At 61.8% G+C, this 26,457-nt stretch carries 23 protein-coding genes; 17 read left to right on the top strand and 6 right to left on the bottom strand.

All coding sequences use genetic code 11. From position 1 onward, the window contains the following. Positions 1-2,705, bottom strand: a 2,705-nt coding sequence (locus B7L71_RS14515) for an insulinase family protein (RefSeq protein WP_081138876.1), incomplete at its 3' end; no start/stop codon positions are given. Then, entirely contained in the window at positions 2,705-3,391 is a 687-nt protein-coding gene (locus B7L71_RS14520; RefSeq protein WP_081138818.1) for an SOS response-associated peptidase, read from the bottom strand. The genes B7L71_RS14515 and B7L71_RS14520, both read right to left, overlap by 1 nt. 199 nt (positions 3,392-3,590) lie before the next feature. Here B7L71_RS14520 and B7L71_RS14525 point away from each other — a divergent pair, with 199 nt between their 5' ends. Together B7L71_RS14525 and B7L71_RS14530 are read left to right on the top strand one after the other, a co-directional pair. Then, on the top strand, positions 3,591-4,205 hold the full coding sequence (locus B7L71_RS14525) for a TetR/AcrR family transcriptional regulator (RefSeq protein WP_081138819.1): 615 nt from the start codon (positions 3,591-3,593) through the stop codon (positions 4,203-4,205). A gap of 53 nt (positions 4,206-4,258) precedes the next feature. Continuing rightward, positions 4,259-4,864 (top strand): 1-acyl-sn-glycerol-3-phosphate acyltransferase, encoded by a 606-nt coding sequence (locus tag B7L71_RS14530; RefSeq protein WP_371317414.1) that lies wholly within the window; start codon positions 4,259-4,261, stop codon positions 4,862-4,864. Between the two features lie 5 nt (positions 4,865-4,869). Here B7L71_RS14530 and B7L71_RS14535 read toward each other — a convergent pair whose 3' ends face one another. Together B7L71_RS14535 and B7L71_RS14540 are read right to left on the bottom strand one after the other, a co-directional pair. Further along, on the bottom strand, positions 4,870-6,144 hold the full coding sequence (locus tag B7L71_RS14535; protein ID WP_081138823.1) for an HlyC/CorC family transporter: 1,275 nt from the start codon (positions 6,142-6,144) through the stop codon (positions 4,870-4,872). 69 nt (positions 6,145-6,213) lie between these two features. Then, positions 6,214-7,011 (bottom strand): cytochrome C assembly family protein, encoded by a 798-nt coding sequence (locus B7L71_RS14540; RefSeq protein WP_081138824.1) that lies wholly within the window; start codon positions 7,009-7,011, stop codon positions 6,214-6,216. 257 nt (positions 7,012-7,268) lie between these two features. On the opposite strand from B7L71_RS14540, the gene ffh reads away from it, so the two are divergent. From ffh to B7L71_RS14595, 11 genes are all read left to right on the top strand, one after another. Next, a complete protein-coding gene (gene ffh, locus B7L71_RS14545; protein ID WP_081138826.1) occupies positions 7,269-8,696 on the top strand; it encodes a signal recognition particle protein in 1,428 nt (475 codons plus the stop codon). A 301-nt stretch (positions 8,697-8,997) separates the two neighbouring features. Then, entirely contained in the window at positions 8,998-9,246 is a 249-nt protein-coding gene (rpsP, locus tag B7L71_RS14550) for a 30S ribosomal protein S16 (RefSeq protein ID WP_009098555.1), read from the top strand. A 57-nt stretch (positions 9,247-9,303) separates the two neighbouring features. After that, a complete protein-coding gene (gene rimM / locus B7L71_RS14555) occupies positions 9,304-9,849 on the top strand; it encodes a ribosome maturation factor RimM (RefSeq protein WP_016915997.1) in 546 nt (181 codons plus the stop codon). 89 nt (positions 9,850-9,938) lie between these two features. Then, positions 9,939-10,715, top strand: coding sequence for a tRNA (guanosine(37)-N1)-methyltransferase TrmD (gene trmD, locus B7L71_RS14560; RefSeq protein WP_026001959.1), 777 nt, complete (start codon positions 9,939-9,941; stop codon positions 10,713-10,715). A 149-nt stretch (positions 10,716-10,864) separates the two neighbouring features. Next, positions 10,865-11,221, top strand: a complete 357-nt coding sequence (gene rplS / locus B7L71_RS14565; protein WP_016915999.1) for a 50S ribosomal protein L19 — start codon at positions 10,865-10,867, stop codon at positions 11,219-11,221. A gap of 104 nt (positions 11,222-11,325) precedes the next feature. Further along, a complete protein-coding gene (gene xerD, locus B7L71_RS14570; RefSeq protein WP_081138827.1) occupies positions 11,326-12,207 on the top strand; it encodes a site-specific tyrosine recombinase XerD in 882 nt (293 codons plus the stop codon). Beyond that, complete coding sequence (locus tag B7L71_RS14575) at positions 12,182-12,973, top strand: DsbC family protein (protein WP_081138829.1); 792 nt, start codon at positions 12,182-12,184, stop codon at positions 12,971-12,973. The genes xerD and B7L71_RS14575 overlap by 26 nt, the downstream gene beginning before the upstream one ends. 84 nt (positions 12,974-13,057) lie before the next feature. After that, the gene (locus B7L71_RS14580; protein WP_039183386.1) at positions 13,058-14,374 is read left to right on the top strand and encodes a homoserine dehydrogenase; all 1,317 of its coding nucleotides are present in this window, start codon (positions 13,058-13,060) and stop codon (positions 14,372-14,374) included. A gap of 2 nt (positions 14,375-14,376) precedes the next feature. Next, the gene (gene thrC / locus B7L71_RS14585) at positions 14,377-15,765 is read left to right on the top strand and encodes a threonine synthase (protein WP_016916003.1); all 1,389 of its coding nucleotides are present in this window, start codon (positions 14,377-14,379) and stop codon (positions 15,763-15,765) included. A gap of 6 nt (positions 15,766-15,771) precedes the next feature. Continuing rightward, positions 15,772-17,562 carry a single-stranded-DNA-specific exonuclease RecJ gene (locus B7L71_RS14590; protein WP_081138830.1) on the top strand — a complete coding sequence of 597 codons (1,791 nt, stop codon included), beginning with the start codon at positions 15,772-15,774 and terminating at the stop codon, positions 17,560-17,562. Positions 17,563-17,632: 70 nt separating this feature from the next. Continuing rightward, positions 17,633-18,250 (top strand): YitT family protein, encoded by a 618-nt coding sequence (locus tag B7L71_RS14595; protein ID WP_081138832.1) that lies wholly within the window; start codon positions 17,633-17,635, stop codon positions 18,248-18,250. Between the two features lie 75 nt (positions 18,251-18,325). Here B7L71_RS14595 and B7L71_RS14600 read toward each other — a convergent pair whose 3' ends face one another. Further along, positions 18,326-20,872: a heavy metal translocating P-type ATPase gene (locus B7L71_RS14600; protein ID WP_081138833.1), complete on the bottom strand. Its 2,547-nt coding sequence runs from the start codon at positions 20,870-20,872 to the stop codon at positions 18,326-18,328. Continuing rightward, positions 20,839-21,282 (bottom strand): MerR family transcriptional regulator, encoded by a 444-nt coding sequence (locus B7L71_RS14605; protein ID WP_040461254.1) that lies wholly within the window; start codon positions 21,280-21,282, stop codon positions 20,839-20,841. The genes B7L71_RS14600 and B7L71_RS14605 overlap by 34 nt, the downstream gene beginning before the upstream one ends. Positions 21,283-21,550: 268 nt before the next feature. Here B7L71_RS14605 and B7L71_RS14610 point away from each other — a divergent pair, with 268 nt between their 5' ends. The 4 genes from B7L71_RS14610 to B7L71_RS14625 all read left to right on the top strand — a co-directional run bounded on the left by B7L71_RS14610 (position 21,551) and on the right by B7L71_RS14625 (position 26,262). Continuing rightward, the gene (locus B7L71_RS14610) at positions 21,551-22,906 is read left to right on the top strand and encodes an OmpP1/FadL family transporter (RefSeq protein ID WP_081138835.1); all 1,356 of its coding nucleotides are present in this window, start codon (positions 21,551-21,553) and stop codon (positions 22,904-22,906) included. Between the two features lie 235 nt (positions 22,907-23,141). Continuing rightward, positions 23,142-24,240 (top strand): peptide chain release factor 2 gene (gene prfB / locus B7L71_RS14615; protein WP_139790145.1). Its coding sequence is split into 2 segments (ribosomal slippage): positions 23,142-23,216 and positions 23,218-24,240, totalling 1,098 coding nucleotides; the frame shifts between segments, so codons are not numbered across the junction. A gap of 34 nt (positions 24,241-24,274) precedes the next feature. Next, the gene (lysS, locus tag B7L71_RS14620) at positions 24,275-25,786 is read left to right on the top strand and encodes a lysine--tRNA ligase (RefSeq protein ID WP_081138838.1); all 1,512 of its coding nucleotides are present in this window, start codon (positions 24,275-24,277) and stop codon (positions 25,784-25,786) included. Between the two features lie 89 nt (positions 25,787-25,875). Next, positions 25,876-26,262 carry a hypothetical protein gene (locus B7L71_RS14625; RefSeq protein WP_016916012.1) on the top strand — a complete coding sequence of 129 codons (387 nt, stop codon included), beginning with the start codon at positions 25,876-25,878 and terminating at the stop codon, positions 26,260-26,262. The last annotated feature ends 195 nt before the right edge of the window (positions 26,263-26,457 follow it).

Here is a 26,457-nt window from a genome sequence, read left to right on the forward strand (position 1 = left end):
AGAGCCAGCTCGGCCAGCCGCTCGCGGCGGTCAAAACGAATCTCTTCCAGTGCCGTGGCCTGCCAGTAGCGGTTGGCCATGCCCTGCAGGCTGGTGTCCCGCTGGCGCAGCCGGTCGTGCACGGCCTGACGGTGCGCGGCTAGCTCCTCATCGCTCAGCGCCTCGAGGCGCGCTTGTGCCTGGTGCAAGAAGTCATCCATGCGCTCGGCAATCGTGGCGCTATCCACATCGGGCGACTGCACGATCAGCGCAACCCCCGGTGCTTCCAGTAGCGGTGAGTAGCCCGCATTGACGATATAGCCCAGCTGCTCTTCGGTACGCAGCTGCTGGTAGAACGGCGTATCCAGCCACTGCGCCAGAACGCTGAGTCGTGCCTGCTCTTCGAGGCTCTGATCGCGCCCTTGCAGGTAGCGGAGTACCAGCGACTCTTCACGGGTGCTGTGAGGCTGTAGCGCGATGGCGTCATCGGCTACCCGCAGCGGCTGCAGGGCGGGAATGTCGTCACGGCTCAGGCGCGGCGTCAGGGCACCGCGGATCAGATTGGCCTGCTCCCGTGCCTGATCGGCGGTCAGGTTACCCACGGCCATGGCGTCGATATACAGATTGCCCAGAAAGCGGCGCCGGAAGTTGTCCAGGTGCTGTTTCTCCAGGCGCTGGCTTGCTTCCAGCAGCTCGGCACTGGACCACTGCGGGGTCAGCAGGGCTTCGCCCAGCGCACGGCTGGCCTGCCCGGTGAGCGATGCCTTCGGTGCATTACGCCACTCGCGTTGCAGCTGGTAGCGCACGCGCTCGAAGGCACTTGCCGAAATGTCGGCCTGCTGGAGCTGCGCAATGGCCTGCTCGATCAGCGGCGTTTGCCCATCCCGCCAACCCGAGAACGACAGCGTGATGCCGCGTGCATGGGGGTAGGCGCTGAAGGCTTGCCCTGCCAGCCAGGCGGGGTAGAGTGATTCGTTGAGGCTGTCGTTCAGCCAGCTGGCCAGCAGGCGTGTCAGCACCGCTTCTTCGGCTGAGTAGCTGGCGCTGGGGTGCTGCAGGCTGACCCGCCATTCGACGCTGGGCGTGTTGAATCGGCTATCCTGCATGTGCCAGGCGGCAAAGGTCTCTGTGTCGATGAGCGAGGAGGGGCGCTCGTCCTGGCCGGGCTGCAGCGTCAGGTCTTCGGCAATGAAGGGGTTGGGTTCTGCCAGCGCCAGGCCCTCCAGGGCCCGGCCCGGCTGTGCGGGCGGCTGCTCGCGCCACTGGGTATTGAACCAGGGCGAGACCTGTTCGCTTTCGATATCCGGGGCGGAGTAGAAGCGCAGCATGTTCTGAGGCGTCAGCGCATCCAGATACTCCTGCTGACGCTCGCTATCCATGCCATCCATGCGATACGGCGCGTACTGCACGTCTTCCACGGGGTAGCGCGAAAGGCTCATGGCCAGGCGCGTGGCTTCCTGTTGGGGCGCGCCGTGCTGCTGGAAGCGGAAGGCCTGCTCGCTCAACCGCTGCTGTTCCTCATAGCGCCATTCGGCCAGGCCCTCTTCACGAATTTGCTCGATGGCGGCGAAGAGGGTGGCTTCGATATCGTCCAGCCGCTCGGCCCCGGCGGGGGTCAGGCTGATGGAGACGGTGAACAGGGCGTGGTTGCCGTCACCGCGGCCCACGCCGGCCGACAGCCCATCGGCCAGTCCTGCCTGGCGGAGCACGGCCAGTAAGCTGCCGTCGCTCTCGTCACCCAATAGATGGGAGATGAGCTGGGTGGGCTTGGTGCGGTACTCGTCCGTGGGGTCTGGAATCGGAAAGTAAAAGCGCAGCTGACGGCGGTCCTGCAGTGACTGACGCTCGATATAGCGGGGGAGCGTGTCCGAATCCACCAGCGGTGCATCGATCACCGGCACGCTGAGACCGTGATCCGGGATCTCGGCAAAGCGCTCGACCACCAGGCTTTCCAGCTCGTCCAGCGGCTGAGGAGCGACCACGGCCAGGTTCATTACATTGGCATCGTAGTAGCGATGATAGAAGTCGATCACCCGCTCACGCAGCGTCGCCTCGCCCTCTGGCGGGTTGGCCAGGGTGTCACGGCTGCCCACGGCAAAGCCGGTGGTGGCGTTCGCCGGGTTGAGCAACTGGTTCAGGACGTCGTTCTCGCGCCGCGATTCATCACGTATGCGCGCCATGTACTCGGAGTGGACGATATTGCGTTCGCTCTCCAGCTGGTCGGCATTGAACAGCGGTGAGAGGAAAAATTCGCTGAAGCGGTCCAGGGCGCCGGGCAGTGCCGAGGGCGCGACATCGAAGAAGTAGTTGGTGTCCTGCTGGGCAGTGAAGGCGTTATGGGAGCCTGCATTATCGGAAATGAAACGCTGGTAGGCATCCGACTGGGGGTAGGGTTCGGTGCCCAGAAACAGCATGTGCTCCAGGAAGTGCGCCAGCCCCTGCAGGTCTTCCGGGTCCTGTGCACTGCCGACCCGCACGTTCATGGAGGCCGCCGCCTTGTCGGCGCTGGGGTCGCTGACCAGCAGCGCCTGCAGGCCATTTTCCAGCGTCAGCACTCGATAGTCACGCTCGTCGAAGGGGCTGACGGTGGGGGTTACCACGTCGGCAATGGGGCTCTCTTCGGCCCAGGCACCGGGCAGAGCCCCCCAAAGTAGCCCTGTAGACAGGCCAAGGGCGATGTGCCGCGCAGCAAGGCGCGGCGGGTAAGCAGGGATGAGTCGCAGCATTACAGCTCCTGTGGCACGGTCCAGCGCAGCATGGGCCCAACGGGATGCGCGCAGGAGGGTGACTGAAAGGCAGGGTTGTTCACATGCCTTGATACCGGAAAAGCGCCCAACAGTTCCAAAGGGGCCGGCATCAATAGCGGTGTCAGTTGGTCGGGGTCGGTGTTCGGGTCCAGCCATGTCGTGACGTCTTCGGGGGCGATCACCACTGGCAGTCGGTCGGTCAGCGATGACAGGCAGGCATTGGCGGGCACGCTGATCAAGGCCGTCGAGTCGGTAAAGGTCGTCAAGGTGGTGTGGTAGCGGCACCAGAGGGCACCCAGCAGCAGGGGGGTGCGCTGCACGTGGGTCACCAGATAAGGCTGCTTGTTGCGTGCCTGGGGCTTCCAGACATAAAAGCCGCTCACCGGTATCACGCAGCGCCGGGCGTTGAACGCCTCCTGAAACATGGCGCGTTTGCTCAGGGTTTCGGCCCTGGCACAGTGGGGGGCGTGGTCGAGCACTTTCAGCCAAGGGGGGGTAAGGCCCCAGAACAGCGGTGACAGCGTCATGCGGCCCTGCGCCATGCGAATGGCAGAGACAGGCTGGCGCGGGGCCATGTTCGGCGACTCGATCAGCGGCGCCGCCGAGGCCAGCGCTGGCAATAGACGAGCGAGCGGTAAGCGCTGTACGTGTAGGCGTCCCGTCATGCGGTCTCCTCGAGTGCAACGCGGTCGCTTGACTGCCACGGGGCAAGGTCAAAACGGGGTAAGCGGTGTGAATACGTTAAATGTCGTGTTTTAGTGTCGAAAACAGTGTTCGATGTAAGGTATCCTATCGTAGTCCTTGCTCACGCTAAAGCGCGATGAGGCAATCTTTCCTGTTTGCCGTTGACCCTAAGAGATCGCCATGGCCCGTCCCAGACAGCATGCGCCCGACGCCCTCCATACGCAGGTCATGCACGCTTGTGATGAGTGGTTGGCTCAGCAGCCAGTTCATGGTTTATCACTGCGTGCCCTGGCCCGCGAGGTGGGTTGTGCGCCCAGTACCCTGCTCAAGTTATATGGCAGCTTCAATAACCTGTTGCAGCATGTCAACGTTGAGACCCTGGCCCGGTTGCAGCAGACCATTACCGGCTTGGCGGCCGATGACCCTGAGCCCTGGCTGCGTGCTCTGGCGCATGCCTATTGGCGCTTTGCCGAGCAGGATTGCTACCGCTGGCAGCTGTTGTTCGACTATCCGCTGGCCCAGGAGGGTGAGCTGGATCAGCGCCAAAGCGCTCTCATCGAGGCGCTGTTTACTCAGGTGGAAACCTCACTGAAAGAGTACCAGCCTGCGCTGGACGACCTCGAAGCGCGCCGTCTGGGGCGTACGCTGTGGGGGAGTGTGCATGGCCTGGTGCAACTGGGATTGAACGAGCGATTGGGCTACTGGCAGGGGCAGCAGTTGAAGGTCGATGAGCTGTTGGAGCAGTTGATGAGCACGGTATTGGCCGGATTGCGGCACCGGGAGGCGGTGACGTGACAGCAGGGGTGAAGGCGCTGCGCCGCCTGCTACGTCGATTGATCTATCTCGCCATGCGTGGCTGCTATCGGCTGACGGTGCATGGGCAAGGGCATGTGCCGAAACAAGGCGCTGCGCTGGTGGTGTGCAACCATGTCAGTTTCATGGACGCTCTGGTACTGGGAGGCGCCAGCCCCCGACCGCTGCGGTTCGTGATGGACCAGCCTATCTTCGAGTCCCGCTGGCTCAAGTGGTGGTTTCAACTGGTAGGTGCCATTCCCATCGAGTCGGAGCGCCATAGCCCCGGCGCGCTGCGGCGCACGCTGGACGAAGTCAGCAAGGCGCTGCGCGATGGCGACGTGGTCATGGTGTTTCCGGAAGGGCGCTTGACCCCCGATGGCGAGATTCACACCTTTCGGCGTGGGCTGGAGACCATTCTGGCCCGTGACAACGTGCCGGTGATCCCTGCCGGGCTGGCCGGGCTATGGGGTTCCTGGACGTCACATCACGGCGGCAAAGCCTTGAAGAAGTGGCCTTCGCGGTTCAGGGCGCCGGTCAGCCTGCACTTCGGCCCGCCTATTGCGGTGCAGGAGGTAGAAGGTGTTGCCCTGCGTCGCTATCTGGAAACCCGGGTAAGGGCCCTCAAGGCCGCGGCCGATAGCGATATCGCACACCGCTAGCCGCGTCAGCGACGCGGCAGGCGGAGCTTCTGCCAGCAGCGGGCGGAAGTGATCAGGTTGTCACGAATCTCGAGAATTTCCATTCGCGTATTGCCTATCTGCAGGCAGGCCGGGCCGTCCGGGAAAGATTCCAGGTGTTCGAGAATCAGCCCGTTGAGGGTTTTCGGACCGTCGGTGGGCAGTTGCCAGCCCAGCATCTTGTTGATCTCGCGGATATTGGCTGTGCCTTCGATGACGTGGCTGCCGTCGTCCTGCTGATGAATCTCGTCGTCTTCGGACACGTCGGTGGTGAACTCGCCGACGATCTCTTCCAGAATGTCTTCCAGGGTCACCAGCCCTTCCACATCGCCATACTCGTCGACGACGATGCCGATGCGCCGTTTCTGTTTCTGGAAATTCAGCAGTTGGGTATGCAGGGGTGTCGACTCGGGAATGAAATAGGGCTCACGCGCTTCCTGAACGATGGCGGCCTTGGTGACTTCATCGCGAGATAAAAAGCGTGCTGCGTTGCGCAGGTGCAGCATACCGATGATGTTGTTGATATCGCCTTTATAGACCGGCAAGCGGGTATGCTGGCTGGTGCGGATCTGGGTGAGGATCTCTTCCAGGGAGTCATCCAGATCGATGCCCAGCACTTCATGCCGCGGCACCATGATGTCGTTCACCGTGACGTTTTCGAGATCCAGAATCGACAGCAGCATGGCCCGGTGGCGGTAAGGAATCAGGGTGCCTGCTTCATGCACCACGGTACGCAGCTCGTCGCGGGTCAGGCTGTCACCGCCGTTGTCGACGCTTTTCACGCCAACGAGCCTCAGCAGTCCATTGGAGACCATATTGACCAGCCATACCAGCGGGTAGAGCAGCTTGAGCAGCGGCTCCAGTGCTACCGACGTGGGGTAGGCGATGCGCTCGGGCTTGATGGCTGCGTAGGTCTTGGGCGTGACCTCGGCAAAGACCAGGATGGTGATGGTCAGTAACGCCGTCGCGACGGCTGGCCCTGTGACATCGCCAAAAAAGTGAATGGCGATGATGGTCGCGATGGATGCGGCCAGGTTGTTGACGAAGTTGTTGCCAATCAGGATGACGCCAATCAGGCGGTCGGGACGTGTCAGCAGGCGCATGACCCGTTTGGCGCGGCGGTCGCCGCTGTTTGCCTGGTGGCTGAGTCGATAGCGGTTGATCGACATCATGCCCGTTTCGGAGCTGGAGAAGAAGGCAGACAGTAAAATCAGCAAGGCTAGCAGGCCGAACAGTAACCCCAGGGGGAAGTCGTCGCTCAAGTCGAATGTTCCTTTATGGCGTGTCAGGCTCGATTTGTAGAGTCATGCGGGTAGCGTGTCAAGGAGCGCTTAGCGATTCAGCAGGATTTCCAGCACGAACTTGCTGCCAAAATACGCCAGCAGCAGCAGGGCGCATCCCCCGAGGGTCCAGCGCACCGCGCGCATACCACGCCAGCCGAAACGGTAGCGGCCCACCAGCAGCGTCGTGAAGATGATCCAGGCCCCCAGCGACAGCACGGTCTTGTGGGCCAGGTGCTGGGCAAACAGGTTGTCCAGGAAGATCAGGCCGCTGGCGATGGATACCGTGAGCAGCAGAATGCCCGCCCACACCAGCTCGAACAGCACCCGCTCCATGGTGGTCAGCGGTGGCAGTGACTGCACGATGCCGCGTATGTGGTGATGGCGCAGGGCCTGGTTTTGTAGCCCCACCAATACCGCCTGCACGGCGGCGATGGCCAGCACGGCGAAGGCCAGGGCCGAGCTGACCGCGTGCAGCAGAATGCCGGGGGTCAAGCCGCTGTGGCTACCCTGGCTGGGCAGCCAGGTGGCGACGATCAGCGCGATGCCCGCCAGCGGAAACAGCACGATACCGGCGTTCAAGACGGGCTTGAACAGGCTGGCCACCAGCACCACGTTGACCGCCACGGCCATCAATAGCGTGGCGCTGGTGGTGAAGCCCGGCAGCAGGCCGGGGGCGGCGCCCACCAGCTTGACCACCACGGTAATATGCAGCAGCAGGCCAAGGGCGCCCAACAGGCGCACCATGCCCTGGCGTGGCGGCACGCGGCGAAACAGCGTCATGCCCTGCCAGATGGCAGCAGCAACGTAGAGTACAAAGGCAATCGTGGCGAAAGGTAGCGCCTGCATGATGCTATCCGTGCGCCTGGCAGCGCGTCATGGGGTAAACGTGGCGACCGGCCAAACGTTTCTGCAAAACGCCGCAGGGCCCGGTCACTGCCGCTCCTTCCAGAGCGGTACTGCTACTATAACGAATCATGGCAGCGTCGCACAGTCATGGCTAGCCAACGCTTGCGGCCATGGAGACTCGCGGCGTGAGCGCGTATAATCGATGCCACATTCGTCCGGTGAAGACACCCGGCGACAGCGACGGAGGCAGAGGCCCCATGTTTCAGAATTTGAGTGAGCGTCTATCCCAGACGCTGAAGTCTATCAAGGGTCAGGCGCGCCTGACCGACGACAACATCAAGGACACGCTGCGAGAAGTGCGCAAGGCATTGCTCGAAGCCGACGTGGCGCTGCCCGTGGTCAAGGCGTTCATCGAGCGGGTGCGTGAGCGTGCGGTAGGCCAGGAGGTCTCCAAGAGCCTGTCGCCGGGTCAGCAGTTCGTCAAGATCGTCCAGCAGGAGCTGGAAGCCATCATGGGCGAGGCCAATGAAGGTCTCTCCCTGAAAGGCTCTCCTGCCGTGGTGCTGATGGCCGGTTTGCAGGGCGCGGGCAAGACCACCTCGGTGGCCAAGCTGGCCCGTTACCTGCGCGAGCGCGAAAAGAAGAAAGTGCTGGTGGTTTCGGCAGACGTCTATCGCCCTGCGGCCATCGACCAGCTGGAAACCCTCGCCAAAGAGGTGCAGGTCGACTTCTATCCATCGCGCTCCGACGAGAAGCCGGTCGATATCGCCACGGCAGCCATCAAGCATGCCAAAATCCAGTTCCATGACGTCGTACTGGTAGATACCGCTGGCCGCCTGGCCATCGACGACGCCATGATGGCCGAAATTCAGGCGCTGCATAAAGCCATTACTCCTCAGGAAACGCTGTTCGTCGTCGACGCCATGACCGGCCAGGATGCGGTGAATACCGCCAAGGCCTTCCATGAAGCGCTGCCGCTGACCGGCGTCATTCTGACCAAGGCCGACGGTGACGCCCGTGGCGGTGCCGCGCTGTCGGTGCGCCACGTGACCGGCAAGCCGATCAAGTTCATGGGGGTGGGGGAAAAGGTCGATGCCCTGGAGCCCTTCCATCCTGACCGGGTAGCCTCGCGCATTCTGGGCATGGGCGACATGCTGTCGCTGATCGAAGAAGCCGAACGCACCGTCGACAAGGACAAGGCCGCGAAGCTGGCCAGCAAGGTCAAGAAAGGCGATGGTTTCGACCTGGAAGACTTCCGCGACCAGCTCCAGCAGCTCAAGAAAATGGGCGGCATGGGCGGCCTGTTGGGCAAGCTGCCGGGCATGGGTCAGATGGCAGAGATGGCCCAGGGCCCCGGGCCAGAAAAGGAGCTGGGCAAGCTGGAGGCGCTGATCAACTCCATGACGCCCAAGGAGCGCCGCAAGCCCGACATCATCAACGGTTCGCGCAAACGCCGCATTGCGGCAGGTGCCGGACTGCAGGTGCCGGACCTGAACCGGCTGCTGAAGCAGCACAAGCAGATGCAAAAGATGATGAAGAAAGCCGGCCAGAAGGGCGGCATGCAGAAGATGATGCGTGGCATGTCCGGCATGATGGGGGGCAAAGGCCCCGGCGGCCCAGGTGGCCCCGGCGGTATGGGGGGCATGGGCGGAATGGGTGGCCCGGGTGGTTTGCCCTGGCGCTGAGCCCGCCTGATGCCCCTTTGCAAGGTTGACGGCCTGTGAGTTTTCTGGCTGTCAGGCTTTCCAAGCAGGTCGCATTTGCGTAGAATGCGGCCTCTTCATGTTTGGGTGTTGCTGAAAAGTGCTCTGGCACTGGGCGATATTCCATGGATGAAGGTCCTGAAGGTGCCCTCTGCTGGGCCAGGCAAGCGTTTCGCAAGCCCTGGTGAGGCAGGAGCACCAAGAAAACAGTATGACGAGTGTTCTGATAGCGCATTGGCGCTATGCCCCACTCGCGTAACCTCAACCGAAGGATAGTTATCGTATGGTTACCATTCGTTTGGCACGTGGTGGCGCCAAGAAGCGTCCCTTTTATCACCTGACCGTGACCGACTCTCGCAACGCCCGTGACGGCCGTTTCATCGAGCGTATCGGTTTCTTCAACCCGGTTGCCCGTGGTCAGGAAGAGCGTCTGCGCGTTGATCTGGACCGTGTGACTCACTGGCAGAGCCAAGGCGCCCAGCTGTCTGGTCGCGTTGCCGAGCTGGTCAAGGAAGCACGCAAGCAGGCGTAAGCCTGAGCGTTGTGTGAGATATCGCCGTTCATCAATGCTGTTGTGGAGTGGTCGTCAATGACGCGTTTTGAAACCAGCCCGACTGACGACACGCACGTTGTGCTTGGTAAGCTGACCAGCCCTCACGGGATCAAAGGTTGGCTGAAGGTCTACTCCTATACCAATCCCATGGACAGCATTCTGGAATACCCTGAGTGGTGGGTGCGTCAAGGTAATACGTTGACCCCCATGCGCGTCGTTCAGGGCAGTCGGCAAGGCAAGGGACTGGTTGTGCAACTGAAAGGGGTCGATGACCGTACGGCGGCCGAAGCGCTGGCCCAGGCGGACATTCTGATGCCCAAGGACGCACTGCCCGAGCTTTCCGACGATGAGTATTACTGGCATGAGCTCGAGGGCCTCGCGGTCTTTACTCAGTCAGGCGAGCGGCTGGGACGGGTCAGCTACCTGTTCGAGACCGGCGCAAACGATGTCATGGTGGTACGTGGAGACGACGACGCAATCGACAAGCGAGAGCGATTGTTGCCTTTCCTGCCCGATGACGTGATCGTTGAGATCCACCTGGAAGAGGGCCGTATGGTCGTCGACTGGGACCCCGAGTTTTGATGAGCCAGAACGCTTTGACGGAACGAACGGAAACGGATGCGACGATGACTTCACCGGCACCCGTGGAAAGTGCGACAGACGCGCCCGCCATGTGGATTGGCGTGGTATCGCTGTTCCCTGACATGTTCGATGCGATTACCCAGCAGGGTGTGATCGGTCGAGCCGTCGAGAAGCAGCAGATTGCCCTGGAGTTCTGGAATCCACGCGACTACGCCACCGACCGCCATCGCAGTGTCGATGATCGCCCTTACGGGGGTGGCCCCGGCATGCTGATGAAGGTCGATACCCTCAGGGCTGCGATTGCCGATGCCCGCCAGCGCGCGGAGCAGGCAACCGGTTTTACGCCCACCGTGATCTACTTGTCGCCCCAGGGGCGCAAGCTCGATCAGCAGGGAGTTCAGGCGCTGGCCGCCGCAGGACCCCTGGTGGTGGTTGCCGGACGCTACGAAGGTATCGACGAGCGTGTGGTGGAGAGTGACATCGATGAAGAGTGGTCGATCGGTGATTATGTGCTCAGTGGCGGCGAACTGCCGGCCATGGTGCTGATCGACGCAGCGGCAAGGCTGATACCCGGTGTACTGGGTCATCAGGACTCCGCTATCGAGGACTCGTTTAACGACGGCCTGCTGGACTGCCCGCACTATACTCGCCCGGAAGTGATCGACGGGCGCAAAGTGCCTGACGTGCTGTTGAGCGGTAACCATGCCGCCATCAAGCGCTGGCGGTTGAAGCAGTCTCTGGGGCGTACCTGGCAGCGTCGACCCGACCTGCTGAGCGGACGTACCCTGAATGCCGAGCAGCAACGGCTGCTGGATGAGTTCATCGAGGAACACGCCTCGTCTGTGGTGTCGACAACGACACCCTAGAGGATGGCGGCGGTGCAGGGCGAAGGCGTTGGCCAGCGCACCTGTGTCACCCATAACGACTCCCGCGTGGCTCGCTTCGAGCGCCGGGATCACGGTTTGCCCCTTCCACAACTGCGCGGCAAACCACTACGTTATTTAGGAGCATGAAGATGAGCAGCAAGAACAAGGTGATCCAGGCGATCGAAGCCGAGCAAATGAGCAAAGAGATTCCTGCTTTTGCACCGGGCGACACCGTTGTCGTTCAGGTTAAAGTAAAAGAAGGTACTCGCGAGCGTCTGCAGGCGTTTGAAGGTGTGGTCATCGGCAAGCGTAACCGTGGCCTGAACTCCGCTTTCACCGTGCGCAAGATTTCTCACGGTGTTGGCGTTGAGCGTACTTTCCAGACTTACAGCCCGCTGGTTGACTCCATCGAAGTCAAGCGTCGCGGTGACGTTCGTCAAGCCAAGCTTTACTACCTGCGTGAGCGTAGCGGTAAATCTGCACGTATCAAGGAAAAGCTGGTTTAATCACCACGCTTTCACGGGCGCTTGGCGCTCGGATACGGAAAACCCCGTTACCGCTTTGCGGAGCGGGGTTTTTGTTTATCGTTCTAGCATGAGACCGTTTGCGTATGAGCATGATCGATGCCTATCTGGATGCCCTTTGGCTGGAACAGGGTGCCAGTGACCATACGCTAGCGGCCTACCGGCGCGACTTGACGGCCTGGCAGCAGTGGTTGGCGGAGGAGGGCGAGACGCTGTTGACGGCCTCGCCGGATCGCCTGGGCGTGTGGCTCGACCATCGCCGTGAGCAGGGGTATCAGCTGCGCAGCAATGCGCGCCTGGTGTCGTCGCTGCGCAGCTTCTATCGCTGGGCGCGGCTGTACGGGCATATCGATGTCGACCCGTTGGCCCGCGTGGCGCTGCCACGGGTGCGCCCCAGCCTGCCCAACACGCTGGAAGAGGACGAAGTGGAGCGGCTGCTGCTGGCGCCGGACATCGAAACGCCGCTGGGCGTGCGTGACCGCGCCATGCTGGAGTTGCTGTACGCCTGTGGGCTGCGGGTTTCCGAGCTGGTGGGTTTGACCGGCGATGCGGTGAACCTGCGCCAAGGGGTGGTGCGAGTGCGAGGCAAGGGCGACAAGGATCGCCTGGTGCCCATGGGAGAAGAGGCTGCCGAGTGGCTGGAGCGCTACCTGCGCACGGCGCGTCCTGCCTTGATGCAGGACCCGACGCGGCCCGCACTGTTTCCCGGCCGGGGTGACCGTGCCATGACTCGCCAGACCTTTTGGCACCGTATCAAGGCCCACGCCATCACGGCCGGCATCTCGAGGCCACTGTCGCCGCATACGCTGCGTCATGCGTTTGCCACCCACTTATTGAATCATGGTGCCAATTTACGTGTCGTACAGCTGCTGCTGGGTCATAGCGATCTATCGACCACGCAAATTTATACGCACGTCGCCCAGGCGCGCCTGGAGCAACTGCATGCCGACCACCATCCAAGAGGTTGAGAAAACAATGCGTCAACGTATGCCTGAATGTGTAGCGTCCCGTGCCCCCTGGTGGGTGTTGGCAATCAGCCTGCTGCCCTCGCTGGCCCTGGCGGACGCCACGGCCGACCGCCTGGCCGAAAGCCTGAGCGTCAATGGCCAGCCGATGCCGGTAGAGCAGGTCAGCGTCACGCCGATGGAGGGCATCTACCATGTGCGCCTGGAGAGCGGTGAGTCGTTCTACTCCAATGCCGATGGCAGCCACTTTCTGGTGGGGGATCTGTTTGAAAACGCCGATAATGGGCTGGTCAACCTGACCGAGCAGTCGCGCAATCAGCAGCGGGCCGAGGCGCTGGCCGCGGTCCCCGAAGACGAGCGTGTCATTTTTCGCGGCGTCGGTGAGCCCAAGGCAACGGTCATCGTGTTTACCGACCCTACCTGCCCCTACTGCGAGCGTCTTCACGAGACGATTCCAGAGCTCAACGAGCGCGGGATTGCGGTACACTATCTGGCCTTCCCGCGCGCGGGCATGAGCAGCGCCGCTGCGGAAACGCTTCAGCAGGTATGGTGCTCCGACAATCGCAGCGAAGCGATGAATCAGGCCAAGGAGCGGCTGGCCATTGGCGCCAGTGCGCGGTGCGACAACCCGGTGGCCGAGCAGTATGCGCTGGGCCAGGCGCTTGGGGTTCAAGGTACCCCTGCCATCGTGCTGCCCAGCGGCCAGATGGTGCCGGGTTTTGTGCCTGCCGAGCGGCTGGTGGCCATGTTAGGCTTGGAAGATGAATAACGTCACCCGAGTGACGAACATAGCGCTGAGACACTGAATCACGAGGCGGTGCCCAAGGGCGCCCAACACGAAAGGGGAAGTATTTTGAAACCGGTAAGAGTAGGCATTTGTGGGCTAGGTACGGTCGGTGGTGGCACGTTCAACGTGCTGACGCGTAATGCGGACGATATCAGTCGCCGCGCGGGCCGTCCCATCGTCATCGAACAGGTCGCTCACCGCAGTATTCATGCTGACTGCGATATTACCGGCATCAACGCCACTACCGACGTGTTTGAAGTGGCCAACAACCCCAACGTGGACGTGCTCGTCGAGCTGATCGGTGGCTACGACATCGCCCGTGAGCTGGTGCTGACGGCCATTGCCAATGGCAAGCACGTGGTGACGGCCAACAAGGCGCTGATCGCGGTGCACGGCAACGAGATCTTCCGTGCGGCCCACGAAAAGGGCGTGATCGTGGCGTTCGAGGCGGCGGTGGCTGGTGGCATACCCGTCATCAAGTCCCTGCGTGAGGGGCTGGGTGCCAACCGTATCGAGTGGGTGGCCGGTATCATCAACGGCACCGGCAACTTCATCCTGACCCACATGCGCGACGAAGGCCGTGCCTTTGAAGACGTGTTGGCCGAAGCCCAGGCGCTGGGCTACGCGGAAGCCGACCCCACCTTCGACGTGGAAGGCATCGATGCGGCGCACAAGCTGACCATTCTGGCCTCCATTGCCTACGGCGTGCCGCTGCAGTTTGAAAAAGCCTTTACCGAAGGCATCTCGCGGATCACCGCCGAAGACGTGGAGCAAGCCGACAACCTTGGCTATGTGATCAAGCACCTGGGCATTTCCAAGCGTACCGATCAAGGGCTGGAGCTGCGGGTGCATCCCACGCTGATTCCAAAAGAGCGTTTGCTGGCCAATGTCCACGGGGTGAAAAACGCCATCGCGGTCATGGGCGATGCCGTGGGCCCGACGCTCTATTACGGCGCCGGTGCCGGTGCCGAGCCAACGGCTTCCGCCGTGGTGGCTGACCTGCTGGACGTGGCGCGTGATATCGCCACCGACCACCACTATCGAGTGCCTTACCTGGCGTTCAGCGGCATCGACGAAGACGTCAGCCAGCTGCCGATCATGCCCATGGAAGAGATCACCACGGCCTACTACCTGCGCTTGCTGGCAGTGGATCGTCCTGGTGTGCTGGCGCGTGTGGCGACGATTCTTGCCGAGCAGGGCATCTCCATCGAAGCGCTGATCCAGAAAGAGGCCACCGAAGGCGAGCTGGTACCGATCATTCTGCTGACCCATCGCACCAAAGAGCGCCAGATGAACGCAGCGATCCGCGAAATCGAGGCCATGGCCGATATCGCAGGCCCCGTCACCCGCATTCGTGTGGAAGCTCTGGACGAAGGAGAGTGAGCATGCGCTACGTCAGTACTCGCGGTCAGGCCCCCGCGCTTTCGTTCGAGGAAGTCGTGCTCACCGGCATGGCCAGCGACGGCGGCCTCTACGTGCCGGAAAGCGTTCCGACCTTCAGCCGTGAAGAGCTGGCCAGCATGGCCGGGCTCTCTTATGCCGAGATCGCCTTCCGGGTCATGAAGCCCTTCGTCAACGGCGAGATCGACGACGAGACGTTCCACGGCCTGGTCACCGATGCCTACGCCACGTTCAATCACGACGCGGTGCTGCCGCTGAAGCAGCTCGACGCCAACCACTTCCTGCTGGAGCAGTTCCACGGGCCCACGCTGGCGTTCAAGGATGTGGCACTGCAACTGCTGGGGCGGCTGCTGGATCACTTCCTGAAAAAGCGTGACGAGCGTGCGGTGATCATGGGCGCCACGTCCGGGGATACCGGCTCGGCGGCCATCGAAGGCTGCCGCCATTGCGACAACCTGGATATCTTCATTCTGCACCCCCACAACCGCGTGTCGGAAGTGCAGCGTCGTCAGATGACCACGGTACTGGCAGACAACGTGTTCAACGTGGCCATCGAGGGCAACTTCGACGATGCCCAGGCCATGGTCAAGGCCAGCTTTGCCAACCAGGGCTTCCTGAACGGCACCCGGCTGGTGGCGGTGAATTCGATCAACTGGGCGCGCATCATGGCCCAGATCGTCTACTACGTGGCCGCCGGGGTCGCACTGGGCGCACCGCAGCGGGAAGTGAGCTTCTGTGTGCCATCGGCCAACTTCGGCAACGTCTTTGCGGGCTACATGGCCTACAAGATGGGGCTGCCAGTGAAGCAGTTCATCATTGCCACCAATGCCAACGACATTCTGCATCGTACCCTGGCGGCCAACGACTTCTCCAAAAAGGAGCTGGCTGCCACGCTAGCGCCCTCCATGGATATCGTCGTGTCGTCCAACTTCGAGCGTCTGCTGTTCGATGCCTACGAGCGTGATGGCGACGCCGTGGCCGCCCTGCTGGAGCGCTTCCAGCAGGAGCCCACGGCGCTGGCCGATGCGCCGCTGGCCAAGCTGCGGGAAAAATTCGCCAGCTACAGCGTGGATGACGCCACGATTCTGGAAGTCATTCGCGAAGCCCATCGTCGCACGGGTGAGATTCTCGACCCCCATACCGCCACCGGTTATCGCGCGGCGGAGCGGGCGCGTCAGGATACCACCACGCCAATGATCACCCTGGCCACGGCTCACCCGGCGAAATTTGCCGAAGCCGTGGTCAAGGCGGGCTTCCAGGGCGTGCCGCTACCCACGCACATGAACGACCTGCTGGAGCGTGAAGAGCGCTACACCGTGCTGCCGGCAGAGCTGGGTGCGGTGCAGCAGTTCGTTGCCGACAACCGTCGCTGAGGTGGCATGACGACAGTGTCACCCCTCTCAGCCAGTCATCCTCGCCTCGAGCCTCGCCCCCTGGACGAGGCTGTTTACATGCGCGCCCAGGCGCAAGGGCTAAGCGAGCTGCAGGCACGCCTGTTGGCGTCGCGGCTGCCCGGCTATACCGGCGAACTGACACCGCTGGTGTCGCCCAGCCTGCGCTATCTGGTGCACCCTGAAAAGCTGGCCGATGGTCGGCGCGCCGCGGAGCGTATCGCCCAGGCCGTCGCCGAAGGCGAGTCCATCGGCATCCTGACCGATTACGATGTCGATGGCATCACTTCCCATGTGGTCATCCGGCGCACTCTGGTCGAGCTGTTTGGCGTGCCCGAGCATAAGCTGCACAGCCTGATTGGCCACCGTATTCACGATGGCTATGGCATCAGCCTACCGCTGGTGGAGCGTACGCTCGGCTTGAAGCCGCTGCCCACGCTGGTGATCACCGCCGACTGTGGCAGCTCCGACGAGCCGCGGATCGTGCGCTTGAAAGCGGCGGGGATCGACGTGGTGGTCAGCGACCACCATGCGCTGCCCTTGGAAGGCCCGCCGCCCTCGGCTTACGCCTGCGTCAACCCCACCCGCAGCGACTGTCGCTATCCGGATAAAACCATCGCAGGCTGCATGGTGGCGTGGCTACTGATGTCACTGGCCCGTAGCGTGTTGGTGGAGTGGGGCGCGCTGCCGGATGCCACCCCCAAGCTCTCGCCCTGGCTCTCCTACGTGGCCCTGGGCACGGTGGCCGACTGCGTCTCGTTGGGGGGCAGCCCTGCCAACCGAGCGGTGGTCAGCCATGGGTTGACCCTGATCAACCGTATGGATGCCGCCTGCTGGCGCGCCATGGCCGCGCGGTTAGGGGCCGACAGTGTCCCGTTCAACGCCGAAACCCTGGCGTTTCAGATGGGCCCGCGCATCAATGCCCGCTCGCGGCTGGACGACCCCTATGCGGCGCTGCACTTCATGCTGGCCGAGAGCGACGGCGTCGCCAATCGGCAGTTGGAGGTGCTGGATCAGGATAATCAGTCGCGCAAGGCCATCGAAGCCGACATGACCGAGGAAGCCAAGGCGCTGGCGGTCGCGGCTCTGGAGGCCAATGAGCCCGCTATCGTGGTGCTGCTGGAAGACGGCCACCCCGGCGTGCAAGGGATCGTCGCTTCCCGCCTGGTACAGGCCTATGGCCGTCCGGCGCTGATACTGACGCGGGCCGCTGCACCCAACATGCTGACCGGTTCTGGCCGCTCCATCGACGGCCTGCATCTGCGCGACGCGCTGCAAAGAACCTTCGAGCTGGCACCAGAGGCGCTGCCGCGCTTTGGCGGGCACCGCGGTGCCGCAGGGGTCGGTGTGCCCAGGGAGCAGCTGGTGGCCTTCAAGGCGGCTTTTCTGCAGGCCGTTGGCGAGCAACTGGGCAACATGCCGCTCTACCCTCGCCTATGGACCGATGGCGAGCTGTCAACGGCCCAGCTTAGCCTGGCCACGCTGGAAGAGATCGAGACCCTGGGCCCCTATGGCCGGGAGTTCGAACCTCCGCTGTTCGAAGGACGCTTCATCGTGGAGGCGCTGCGCCCGGTGGGGGCCGAAGGCTCGCATCTGATGATGGAGCTTTCCATGGGAGCGGTGACCAGCAAGGCGATCTGGTTTCGCGCCCTGACGCCGGGCGAGCTGCCTTCGTTTGGGGTGGGCGACACCCTGCACTGTGCCTACAAGCTCAACCGCAACCGCTGGCGCGGTCGCGAGGCACTGCAATTGATGGTGGAGCACGCTAGCCCCGTTTGACGCGCTCCGCTATCCTCGCGTCCTTGGCCGATGCCCCGGCCGCTCCAACAATCCTAAAAAGGACGCATCGATGCGTATGGAAGATCTTCCCAAGGACCCCCACAAGCCCTACGAGGACGTGATGGCGATGCTGCTGGGCACGCTGTTCGTGGCGCTGGGAGTCACCCTGTATACCCACGCGGTGCTGCTGACAGGCAGCACCGCCGGGATGGCGCTGCTGCTGAATTACCTGAGCGGATGGGGGTTCGGTGTGTGGTTCTTTGCCATCAACCTGCCGTTTTACTATCTGGCCATCAAGCGCATGGGCTGGAGCTTTACGCTACGTACCTTTGCCGCCATTGGCCTGGTCTCGCTATTTTCCGAGTTGACCCAGCGCTGGGTCAGTTTTGAAAGCGTCCCTTCGCTGTACGCCGCCGTGATGGGCGGCGCGCTGATGGGCATTGGCATGCTGATGCTGTTTCGCCACCGCACCAGCCTTGGCGGCATCAACATTCTGGCGCTCTACCTGCAAGACAAGCATGGCCTGCGGGCAGGCTTTGTGCAGCTGGGAATCGACGCCGTCATTCTACTCATCGCCCTGACCCAGCTTCCGCTGGATCGAGTAGGCTACTCGGTGTTGGGGGCGCTGATGCTCAACTTGATTATCGCCCTGAACCACAAGCCAGGGCGTTATATCGGGGTTAGCTAAGCGGTTGCTAGTTAAGCCAAAACCACCAGACGATCAAGCCAATGACGGCGATACCCGCAAGATTGATCAGTAAACTCATACGGCCTCCTGCTGGGTGGGCTTCCATAACCGCAGGCGGTTGGCGTTGCTGACCACGGTGATGGAGGAGAGCGACATGGCCGCGCCCGCAATAATGGGTGACAGCAGCATGCCGGTCATGGGGTAGAGCACGCCAGCGGCAATCGGGATGCACAGCACGTTATAGCCAAACGCGCCGATCAGGTTCTGCTTGATGTTAGAGAGCGTGGCACGGCTCAGTTCAATCGCCGTGGCCACGCCGTGTAGTGAACCGCGCATCAGCGTAATACCGGCGCTCTCCATGGCGATATCGGTACCCTGGCCAATGGCAAAACCCACGTTGGCTCGGGCCAGCGCGGGGGCGTCGTTAATACCGTCGCCCACCATGCCGACCACTTCGCCCGCGGCTTGGCGGCGCTCAATTTCTGCGTGCTTGTCGTCAGGCGTCATACCTGCCTTGAACTCGCTAATGCCGACCTCGCGGGCCACCGCAGCAGCGGTATGCTCGTTATCGCCCGTCAACATCACCACGGTTAACCCATCATCCTGCAAGCGCTTCACGGCGGCGGCGGCATCTTTGCGCAGCGGGTCGCTAACGCCGAAGAGGGCGGCCAGCTTGCCATTCACCGCTAAATAAACCAGCGAGCGCGCCTTGGCTTCCAACTGGCGAATGCTCTCGTCTGCTGGGGAAAGATCAACGCCAGCCTCATCCAGTAGCCGCGCATTGCCTAGCAGCAGCGTGTCATTAGCTTGGCTGGTGCCTTTAACACCGCCGCCGGTCACGCTATCAAAGCTAGCCAGCGTATCGGGTCGGGCGCCTTGCTCTTCGGCGTAGGCCGTCAGCGCTTTGGCAAGGGGGTGCTCGGAGCGGCTCTCTAAGGCGGCCACCCAGGCCAGTACTTGGGTGCTATCATCGTGCAGCACCGTTGCCTCGGTGACGCGCGGTTTGCCTTCGGTCAGCGTTCCCGTTTTATCGACGACCAGTGTGTTCAGGCGGCTAGCGGTTTGCAGCGCTTCGCCGCTGCGCACCAGCACGCCATGCTCGGCGGCTTTGCCCACGCCAATCATGGTAGAGATCGGGGTGGCCAAGCCCAGCGCGCAGGGGCAGGCGATAATTAGCACCGTAGTAGCAGTAACCAGCATATGAATAGCCACCGGAGCGGGTCCGAGGTTGTACCAGGCAAGGGCCGTTAGCACCGCAATAATCATCACGGCGGGTACAAATATGCCTGAGATCGTATCGGCCAGCTCGCCAATCGGTGGACGGGAGTTTTGTGCGCTGGCCACCTGCTCGGTAATGCGCCCCAAACGGGTATCGCGGCCGATGCGCGTGGCGCGGTACACCAAGCTACCGTTACCGTTCACCGTGCCCGCGCTTACGTCATCGTCCGCTGTTTTATGCACGGGCACCGGTTCGCCGGTAAGCATGGATTCATCGATATAGCTCTGGCCGTCGAGCACTACGCCATCCACCGGCAGCCGCTCACCGGGGCGCACGCGAATATGGTCATCCAGCGCTACATCGTCCACCGCGATTTCTTGTTCAACGCCGTCGCGTATCACCCGGGCGGTTTTCTCCTGCAGGTCGAGCAGCCGTTTAAGGGCGCTGCTGGTGCGACCGCGGGCTTTGAGCTCCAGTGCATTGCCCAACAAAATCAGGCCGATCACCATGGCAGAGGCTTCAAAATAGATGCCGTGAGCCACCTCAGGCAACCAGGGGGCAAAGAGCACCACCATCATGGAGTAGAGCCAGGCGGTGCCGGTACCCATGGCCACCAGGGTGTCCATGTTGGCTTGATGATGCTTGAGGTTCTTCCATGCATTCACAAAGAAGTGGCGGCCAGGAAAGACCAGAATGGCCAGGGTGAGCAGGCCAATCACCAGCCAGAACAAGCGCCCCATCCCCACCGGGTGTGGGTGATAGAAAAACATACTGAGCATGAGCGGTAGCGCCAAGGCGAGCGAGTAGGCACTACCCTTCAGGCGGATTTTATAGAGCCGCGCTTCTTGTTCTGCACGCGTCTCTTCGGCGGCGCGCATATCGACAATCGGTTCGGCGCGGTAGCCTGCGGCATCGACGGCGGCCAGCAGCGTTGCTACATCGACGTGGCCAAACACCTGGGCGGTATGGGTCGCGAAATTGACGCTGGCCGTATCCACGCCTTGTGCGCGTTCCAAGGCTTTCTGGACACTTTTGACACAGCTGGCGCAGGTCATGCCGGTGATGGCCAGGCGTATTCGCTGGCTGCCCTGGTGGGAGCGTGGCGTGTCAGCCGTGTGGGCCGCTGCCGTCGAGTCGTTACCTTCGGCCTCGGTTTTGGTGTCGTCAACAGCTGGCGGGGCCAGCTCGCTGGGAGGGTAGCCTGCCTTTGCCAGGGCGTCATCCAGAGCCGTCATGCTCAGGGTGGTGGTGACCTCCAGGCGTTTGTCGGCTGGGAAGCCGGTCACCTCGGCAGTGGCGTCCTCGGCGAGAATCGCTTCCCGCATGCGCTTGACGCAGCCCTGGCAGTTCATGCCGGGTACGGCGCGGGTCAGCGTTGTTGGCGGTGCGTGGCGTTGGGGCATGCTGCCTCCTCGGGAAAACTTTCGATCAAGCGGCACAGGCTGTGGCCATCGGGGGTGCCGTCGGGCATGGTCTGCCAGCTCTCCAGCGCCTGCTCCATGCGATGCGCTAGCGCTTCCAGCTCGGCAATGCGCGCCCTGATTTGCGGCAGGCGATGGGCCAGCAGGTCGCGTACCAGTGGGCAGGGCGAGTCGCCCTGGTCGGCATGGGCCAGAATGTCGCGTATTTCGGCCACGCTAAAACCCAGTTTGCGGGCGCGCTGAATGAAGTGCAGGCGCTCCAGGTCCCCAGCGGTGTAGAGCTGATAGCCATTGTCTGGATGCCTGCTCGGCGTCAAGAGGCCTTCACGGGTGTAGTGACGCACCGTTTCCGCCGTGACGCCACCGCGTTTGGCCAGTTCACCGACTTTGATGGCGCTCACGAAGCCTCCTTTTTGACATCGCTTTTGAAAAAGATAGCGTAAAACCCTTGGGTAACCCATAGGTCAAGGGCCGCCCTTATCTCCATCGAAATGACTAAAACACTGATTTCAAACGACCGTGCGACTAATGTATAAGTAAAAAACAAAATAAAACGCTCGTTTGCCCTTGAACCAAACCCTACATTGGGCGAAAACTTAGGTGTCAGAACAATGCGGATGGAACGCACCGTCCGACGGATCATCGGGAGAGAGGCCCACCATGAATAATAACTTCAAGAAGCTGACCCTTGCGGCTGCCATCGCAGCGGTGGCCTTCACTGGCCAGGCGCAGGCGGGCGGGTACCAGATCAACGAACAGAGCGTCAGTGGCCAGGGCTATGGCCATGCTGGGCGTAGCTCGAACGTCAACGACGCCACCATCGTGTTCGGTAACCCTGCGGGTATGTCATTCCTGGATCGCGCCCAGGTGACGGCGGGCGGTACTTACCTGAACGTGAACTCCGACATTCGTAACGTGGAAGCCAGCCGCACGCTTGATGCGGGCGTGGCGGTGGGTGGCGCACCTGCCGGTATGCAGGTGCCGATTGGTGGCGTACCCGGTACCAACGATGGCGACATGGTGCCAGGCACCCTCATACCGTTTGCTTTCTATGCTCAGCCGGTCAATGACCGCTTGGCCTTTGGCTTTGGCGTGTATGCTCCCTTTGGTTCCAAAACCGACTACGAAGATAGTTTCCAGGGCCGTTACTTTGGCGACTACACCGAAATCCGCGTGGTCAGTGCACAGCCCACGGTTTCCTACCGCTTCAACGACCAGTGGTCGGTAGGTGCCGGTGTGACCTATAACCGCGTCGACGGTGAGCTGCGTCGTCAGCTGCCCACGGGGCCTGGGTTCGACCCGGCCACGGATGTCGATTCTCGCGTGGAAGGGGATGACGATGCCTGGGGTTACAACCTGGGGGTGATCTATCAGCCTGTTCCTGAAACCACGTTCGGCCTGACCTATCGCTCCAAGGTGGACTACACCCTGGATAGCACCTTCGTGGCGCGTGACCCTGCGGGCAACGTGGTGCGGGCGGATGATAATGCAACGCTGGATTTGACCACGCCTGAAACCATCAGCTTCTCGTTGACGCAACAGATGAGTGATCGGCTGAAGCTGATGTTTGGCACTTCGTGGGTACGCTGGAGTCGCTTCGATCAGATTCTGGTCCAGGGCAGCCAGGGCGATACCATTACCCAGGAGCAGCAGGATTACTCCAACGCCTGGGCGTTCGCGACCGGTGGCGAGTACCAGTTGACACCGCAGCTTGCCCTGCGTGCAGGCGTCACGCTCGACTTCACGCCCACCAGCGATGAGTTCCGCAGCGTACGTATTCCGTCAGATGACCGGCGCATTTTCTCGATTGGCGCAGGCTGGAGCCCCACGCCAGACCTGACGCTTGATTTCGCCTACTCCTACCTGACCGAGCGTGGCACCTTCGTCGAGCAAGAACGGCGCGACCTGCTGGCCAGCGCACAAACCGGCGGCCAGCCCATTGGCGGGGTGAACTACTCGGCTGACTACAAGAACGAAGCCCATGGCTTCGGTGCTCAGCTGACCTATCGGTTCTGATGTGACGGCTCGCGCTTACTGATCGACTGACCCGGCTTCGGCCGGGTTTTTTGCTTTCTCAGGGTGGGTGCGATTGGCAGCGGGTTTGGTTACAATGCCTGCCAGAATGTCGCCGTTGGGGTGGCGGGCACCGTCTCAGGTGGCCAGGCCGTCCCAACGGCGACTGTCTCTTTTGCGGCGCGAGGCGACCCCCGCGTCAGCGAGCTTTATTTACCGACCAAGATTAGGGCGATCCATGCTGGAAACCAACCCGATTCACAACCAGATCAAGGACCTGTCTGAGCGGACAGACGTTCTTAGGGGGTATCTTTGACTATGCCGAGCGTAAAGATCGGCTAGAAGAAGTTTCCCGCGAGCTCGAAGACCCCAACGTCTGGAACGACCCGGAATACGCCCAGAAACTGGGCAAGGAACGGGCCTCCCTGGAAGCCATCGTGGCCACCATCGACGAGCTGGAGCAGGGCCTGGCGGATAGCCGCGACCTGTTGGAGCTGGCCGAGATGGAAGAAGACGAGGCCACGGTCGAGGAAGTCCGCAAGGAGCTGTCCGGGCTGCAAGATGCGTTGGAAAAACTCGAGTTTCGCCGCATGTTCTCGGGAGAAATGGACGAGAACAACGCTTATCTGGATATTCAGTCAGGATCGGGCGGCACCGAAGCTCAGGATTGGGCCAACATTCTGCTGCGCATGTACCTGCGCTGGGCCGAAAGCCACGGCTTCAAGACCGAGATCATCGAAATCTCTGCCGGGGAAGTCGCGGGCATCAAGTCGGCGTCGCTGCATATTCAGGGTGACCATGCCTTTGGCTGGCTGCGGACCGAAACCGGCGTCCATCGTCTGGTGCGCAAGAGCCCCTTCGACTCGGGTGGCCGTCGCCATACCTCGTTTGCCTCCGTCTTTCTGTCGCCAGAAATCGACGACAGCTTCGAGGTCGAGATCAACCCGTCGGACCTGCGCGTGGATACCTATCGCTCCAGTGGTGCGGGCGGCCAGCACGTCAATACCACCGACTCGGCGGTGCGGATCACCCACGAGCCCACCGGCATTGTGGTGGCCTGTCAAAACCAGCGTAGCCAGCATGCCAACCGCGACTTCGCCATGAAGCAGTTGAAAGCGAAGCTGTGGGAATTCGAGATGCAAAAGCGCAACGCTGCCAAGCAGGAAGCGGAAGACTCCAAGGCCGATATCGGCTGGGGTAGCCAGATTCGCTCTTACGTACTGGACGATCAGCGCATCAAGGATTTGCGCACCGGCGTTCAATCCAGCAACTGTGACAAGGTACTCGACGGCGATCTGGACCAGTTCATCGTCGCCAGCCTGAAGCAGGGTCTGTAATCTTTTTAGCGTGTGAATTTGAATAGGGTGCCCGATGGCCAACCAAGACGCGTCTTCTTTCGACAATGAAAATCACCTGATCGCCGAGCGCCGTGCCAAGCTCGCCGCCCGCCGTGAGCGGGCGGCAGAGCAGGGCAAGAGTGCCTTTCCAAACGACTTTCGCCGCGACAGCCTGACCGTAGAGCTACAGCAACTGCTGGGTGACAAGGACAAGGCCGAGCTGGAAGCGCTTGACCATCAGGCGTCGGTAGCGGGTCGTGTCATGCGCCAGCGTGGCCCCTTCATCGTGATTCAGGATGTGGCTGGCCAGATTCAGCTCTACGTGGACAAGAAAGGGCTGCCGGAAGACGTGCTGGAGGACATCAAGGGCTGGGACATCGGCGATATCGTCGCGGCCCGCGGCCCGGTGCACAAATCCGGCAAGGGCGACCTGTACGTCATGATGACGGAAGCGCAGCTGCTCACCAAGAGCCTGCGCCCCCTGCCGGACAAGTTCCATGGCCTGACCGACCAGGAAGCGCGCTATCGTCAGCGTTATGTAGACCTGATCATGAACCCGCAGTCGCGCAAGGTATTCGAAACCCGTGCGGCGGTGATCAGCTCCATGCGGCGCTTTTTCGAAGCGCGCGGCTTCATGGAAGTGGAAACGCCCATGCTGCAGCCGATCCCCGGTGGAGCCGCGGCGCGCCCTTTCATTACTCACCACAATGCGCTGGACATCGACATGTACCTGCGCATCGCGCCCGAGCTGTACCTCAAGCGTCTGGTGGTCGGCGGTTTCGAGAAGGTCTTCGAGATCAACCGTAACTTCCGCAACGAAGGGCTCTCCACGCGCCACAACCCCGAGTTCACCATGGTGGAGTTCTACTGGGCCTACGCAGATTACCGCGACCTGCTGGACATGACCGAAGCCATGTTGCGCACGGCGGCTCAGGAAGTGCTGGGCACCACCACGCTTACCTACCAAGGGGCCAGCTACGACTTCGGCCAGCCCTTCAAGCGCCTGACCCTGCGCCAGGCGATTCTGGATCACGGCGACGGCATCACCGAGGCCGACCTGGCGACGCTGGACGCTGCTCGCGCGGCTGCCGAGAAGCTCGGTATCAAGGTGAAAGAGAGCTGGGGCCTGGGTAAGCTGCAGACCGAGATCTTCGAGGAAGTGGCCGAGCACAAGCTCGACCAACCCACGTTCATCACCGAATATCCTGCCGAGGTGAGCCCCTTGGCGCGCCGCAACGACGCCGACCCGTTCGTCACCGACCGCTTCGAGTTCTTTGTCGGTGGGCGTGAAATCGCCAATGGCTTCTCGGAGCTGAACGACGCCGAAGACCAGGCGGAGCGTTTCCGTGAGCAGGCAGCCGAAAAAGACGCCGGGGATCTGGAAGCCATGTACTACGATGCCGACTACGTTCGCGCTCTGGAGTACGGCATGCCGCCCACGGCAGGCGAAGGCATCGGGATCGACCGGCTGGTGATGCTGTTTACCGACAGTCCCTCCATTCGAGACGTGTTGTTGTTCCCGGCGATGCGCCCCGAGGTTGATTAACGTTAAACGTCGCACGGGCGGACGAAAAGTTGGTAAGGGCGCGTTTTAGCGCCCATAATGGTCAACGTTTCGACGGCGAGGAGAATCCCATGAAACTGCTAAATCGCTCTGCCTTGAGCGTCAGGCCGACCCAGACCTTCGTGGACTGGATCAATGCGCTCGAACCCACCATGGGAGACGACGACCTGACCCTGGCCGACGTCGAGCGTGAAAGCACGGTGTATCTGATTCCCGAAATGGATACCCCGGAGGCGCTGGAGACGTTTGTCCGCGACCGGCACGTGGAGATTCTGGAAACCGAGCTGCGCGCCTGGGAAGAGGATGAGCGCCAGTGGCCCGAAAAACTCGACTGGGCACTGTTCGAGGATTTCCTGCGCGTCGAGCACAGCTATCTGGCCATCGACCTGGATGACGAGACGGCCCTCGAGATCTCTGACGTTGACGATGCCCTGCTGCTCGACAACGAACAAGATTAGCGTGCTATTATTTTTAGCAAAATTCCGCGTAAACCCTCGCCCAATCGGGCGGGGATACAAGCGGGCAGCGCGCTAGCGCTGCTGGGGGTTGATCTTCGCCCCTTACTGTCTATTATGTATAAAAATACAGTTTTGAGCGGCACCGTGCCATGTTAATAGCCACCAAAGTACGCCTCTACCCGACCCCTGAACAAG

The organism is Halomonas sp. BC2 (assembly GCF_002078115.1).
GTDB lineage: Bacteria > Pseudomonadota > Gammaproteobacteria > Pseudomonadales > Halomonadaceae > Vreelandella > Vreelandella stevensii.

Bases quoted from the DNA above. Each gene is read 5' to 3' on its own strand.
- B7L71_RS14625 (WP_016916012.1), top strand. From the start codon at position 25,876: ATGAAACTGCTAAATCGCTCTGCCTTGAGCGTCAGGCCGACCCAGACC.
- B7L71_RS14530 (WP_371317414.1), top strand. From the start codon at position 4,259: ATGCGTGGCTGCTATCGGCTGACGGTGCATGGGCAAGGGCATGTGCCG.
- B7L71_RS14520 (WP_081138818.1), bottom strand. From the start codon at position 3,391: ATGACGGGACGCCTACACGTACAGCGCTTACCGCTCGCTCGTCTATTG.
- trmD (WP_026001959.1), top strand. From the start codon at position 9,939: ATGTGGATTGGCGTGGTATCGCTGTTCCCTGACATGTTCGATGCGATT.
- B7L71_RS14595 (WP_081138832.1), top strand. From the start codon at position 17,633: ATGCGTATGGAAGATCTTCCCAAGGACCCCCACAAGCCCTACGAGGAC.
- rplS (WP_016915999.1), top strand. From the start codon at position 10,865: ATGAGCAGCAAGAACAAGGTGATCCAGGCGATCGAAGCCGAGCAAATG.
- B7L71_RS14610 (WP_081138835.1), top strand. From the start codon at position 21,551: ATGAATAATAACTTCAAGAAGCTGACCCTTGCGGCTGCCATCGCAGCG.
- rpsP (WP_009098555.1), top strand. From the start codon at position 8,998: ATGGTTACCATTCGTTTGGCACGTGGTGGCGCCAAGAAGCGTCCCTTT.
- thrC (WP_016916003.1), top strand. From the start codon at position 14,377: ATGCGCTACGTCAGTACTCGCGGTCAGGCCCCCGCGCTTTCGTTCGAG.
- xerD (WP_081138827.1), top strand. From the start codon at position 11,326: ATGAGCATGATCGATGCCTATCTGGATGCCCTTTGGCTGGAACAGGGT.
- lysS (WP_081138838.1), top strand. From the start codon at position 24,275: ATGGCCAACCAAGACGCGTCTTCTTTCGACAATGAAAATCACCTGATC.
- rimM (WP_016915997.1), top strand. From the start codon at position 9,304: ATGACGCGTTTTGAAACCAGCCCGACTGACGACACGCACGTTGTGCTT.
- B7L71_RS14590 (WP_081138830.1), top strand. From the start codon at position 15,772: ATGACGACAGTGTCACCCCTCTCAGCCAGTCATCCTCGCCTCGAGCCT.
- B7L71_RS14540 (WP_081138824.1), bottom strand. From the start codon at position 7,011: ATGCAGGCGCTACCTTTCGCCACGATTGCCTTTGTACTCTACGTTGCT.
- ffh (WP_081138826.1), top strand. From the start codon at position 7,269: ATGTTTCAGAATTTGAGTGAGCGTCTATCCCAGACGCTGAAGTCTATC.
- B7L71_RS14525 (WP_081138819.1), top strand. From the start codon at position 3,591: ATGGCCCGTCCCAGACAGCATGCGCCCGACGCCCTCCATACGCAGGTC.
- B7L71_RS14575 (WP_081138829.1), top strand. From the start codon at position 12,182: ATGCCGACCACCATCCAAGAGGTTGAGAAAACAATGCGTCAACGTATG.
- B7L71_RS14600 (WP_081138833.1), bottom strand. From the start codon at position 20,872: ATGCCCCAACGCCACGCACCGCCAACAACGCTGACCCGCGCCGTACCC.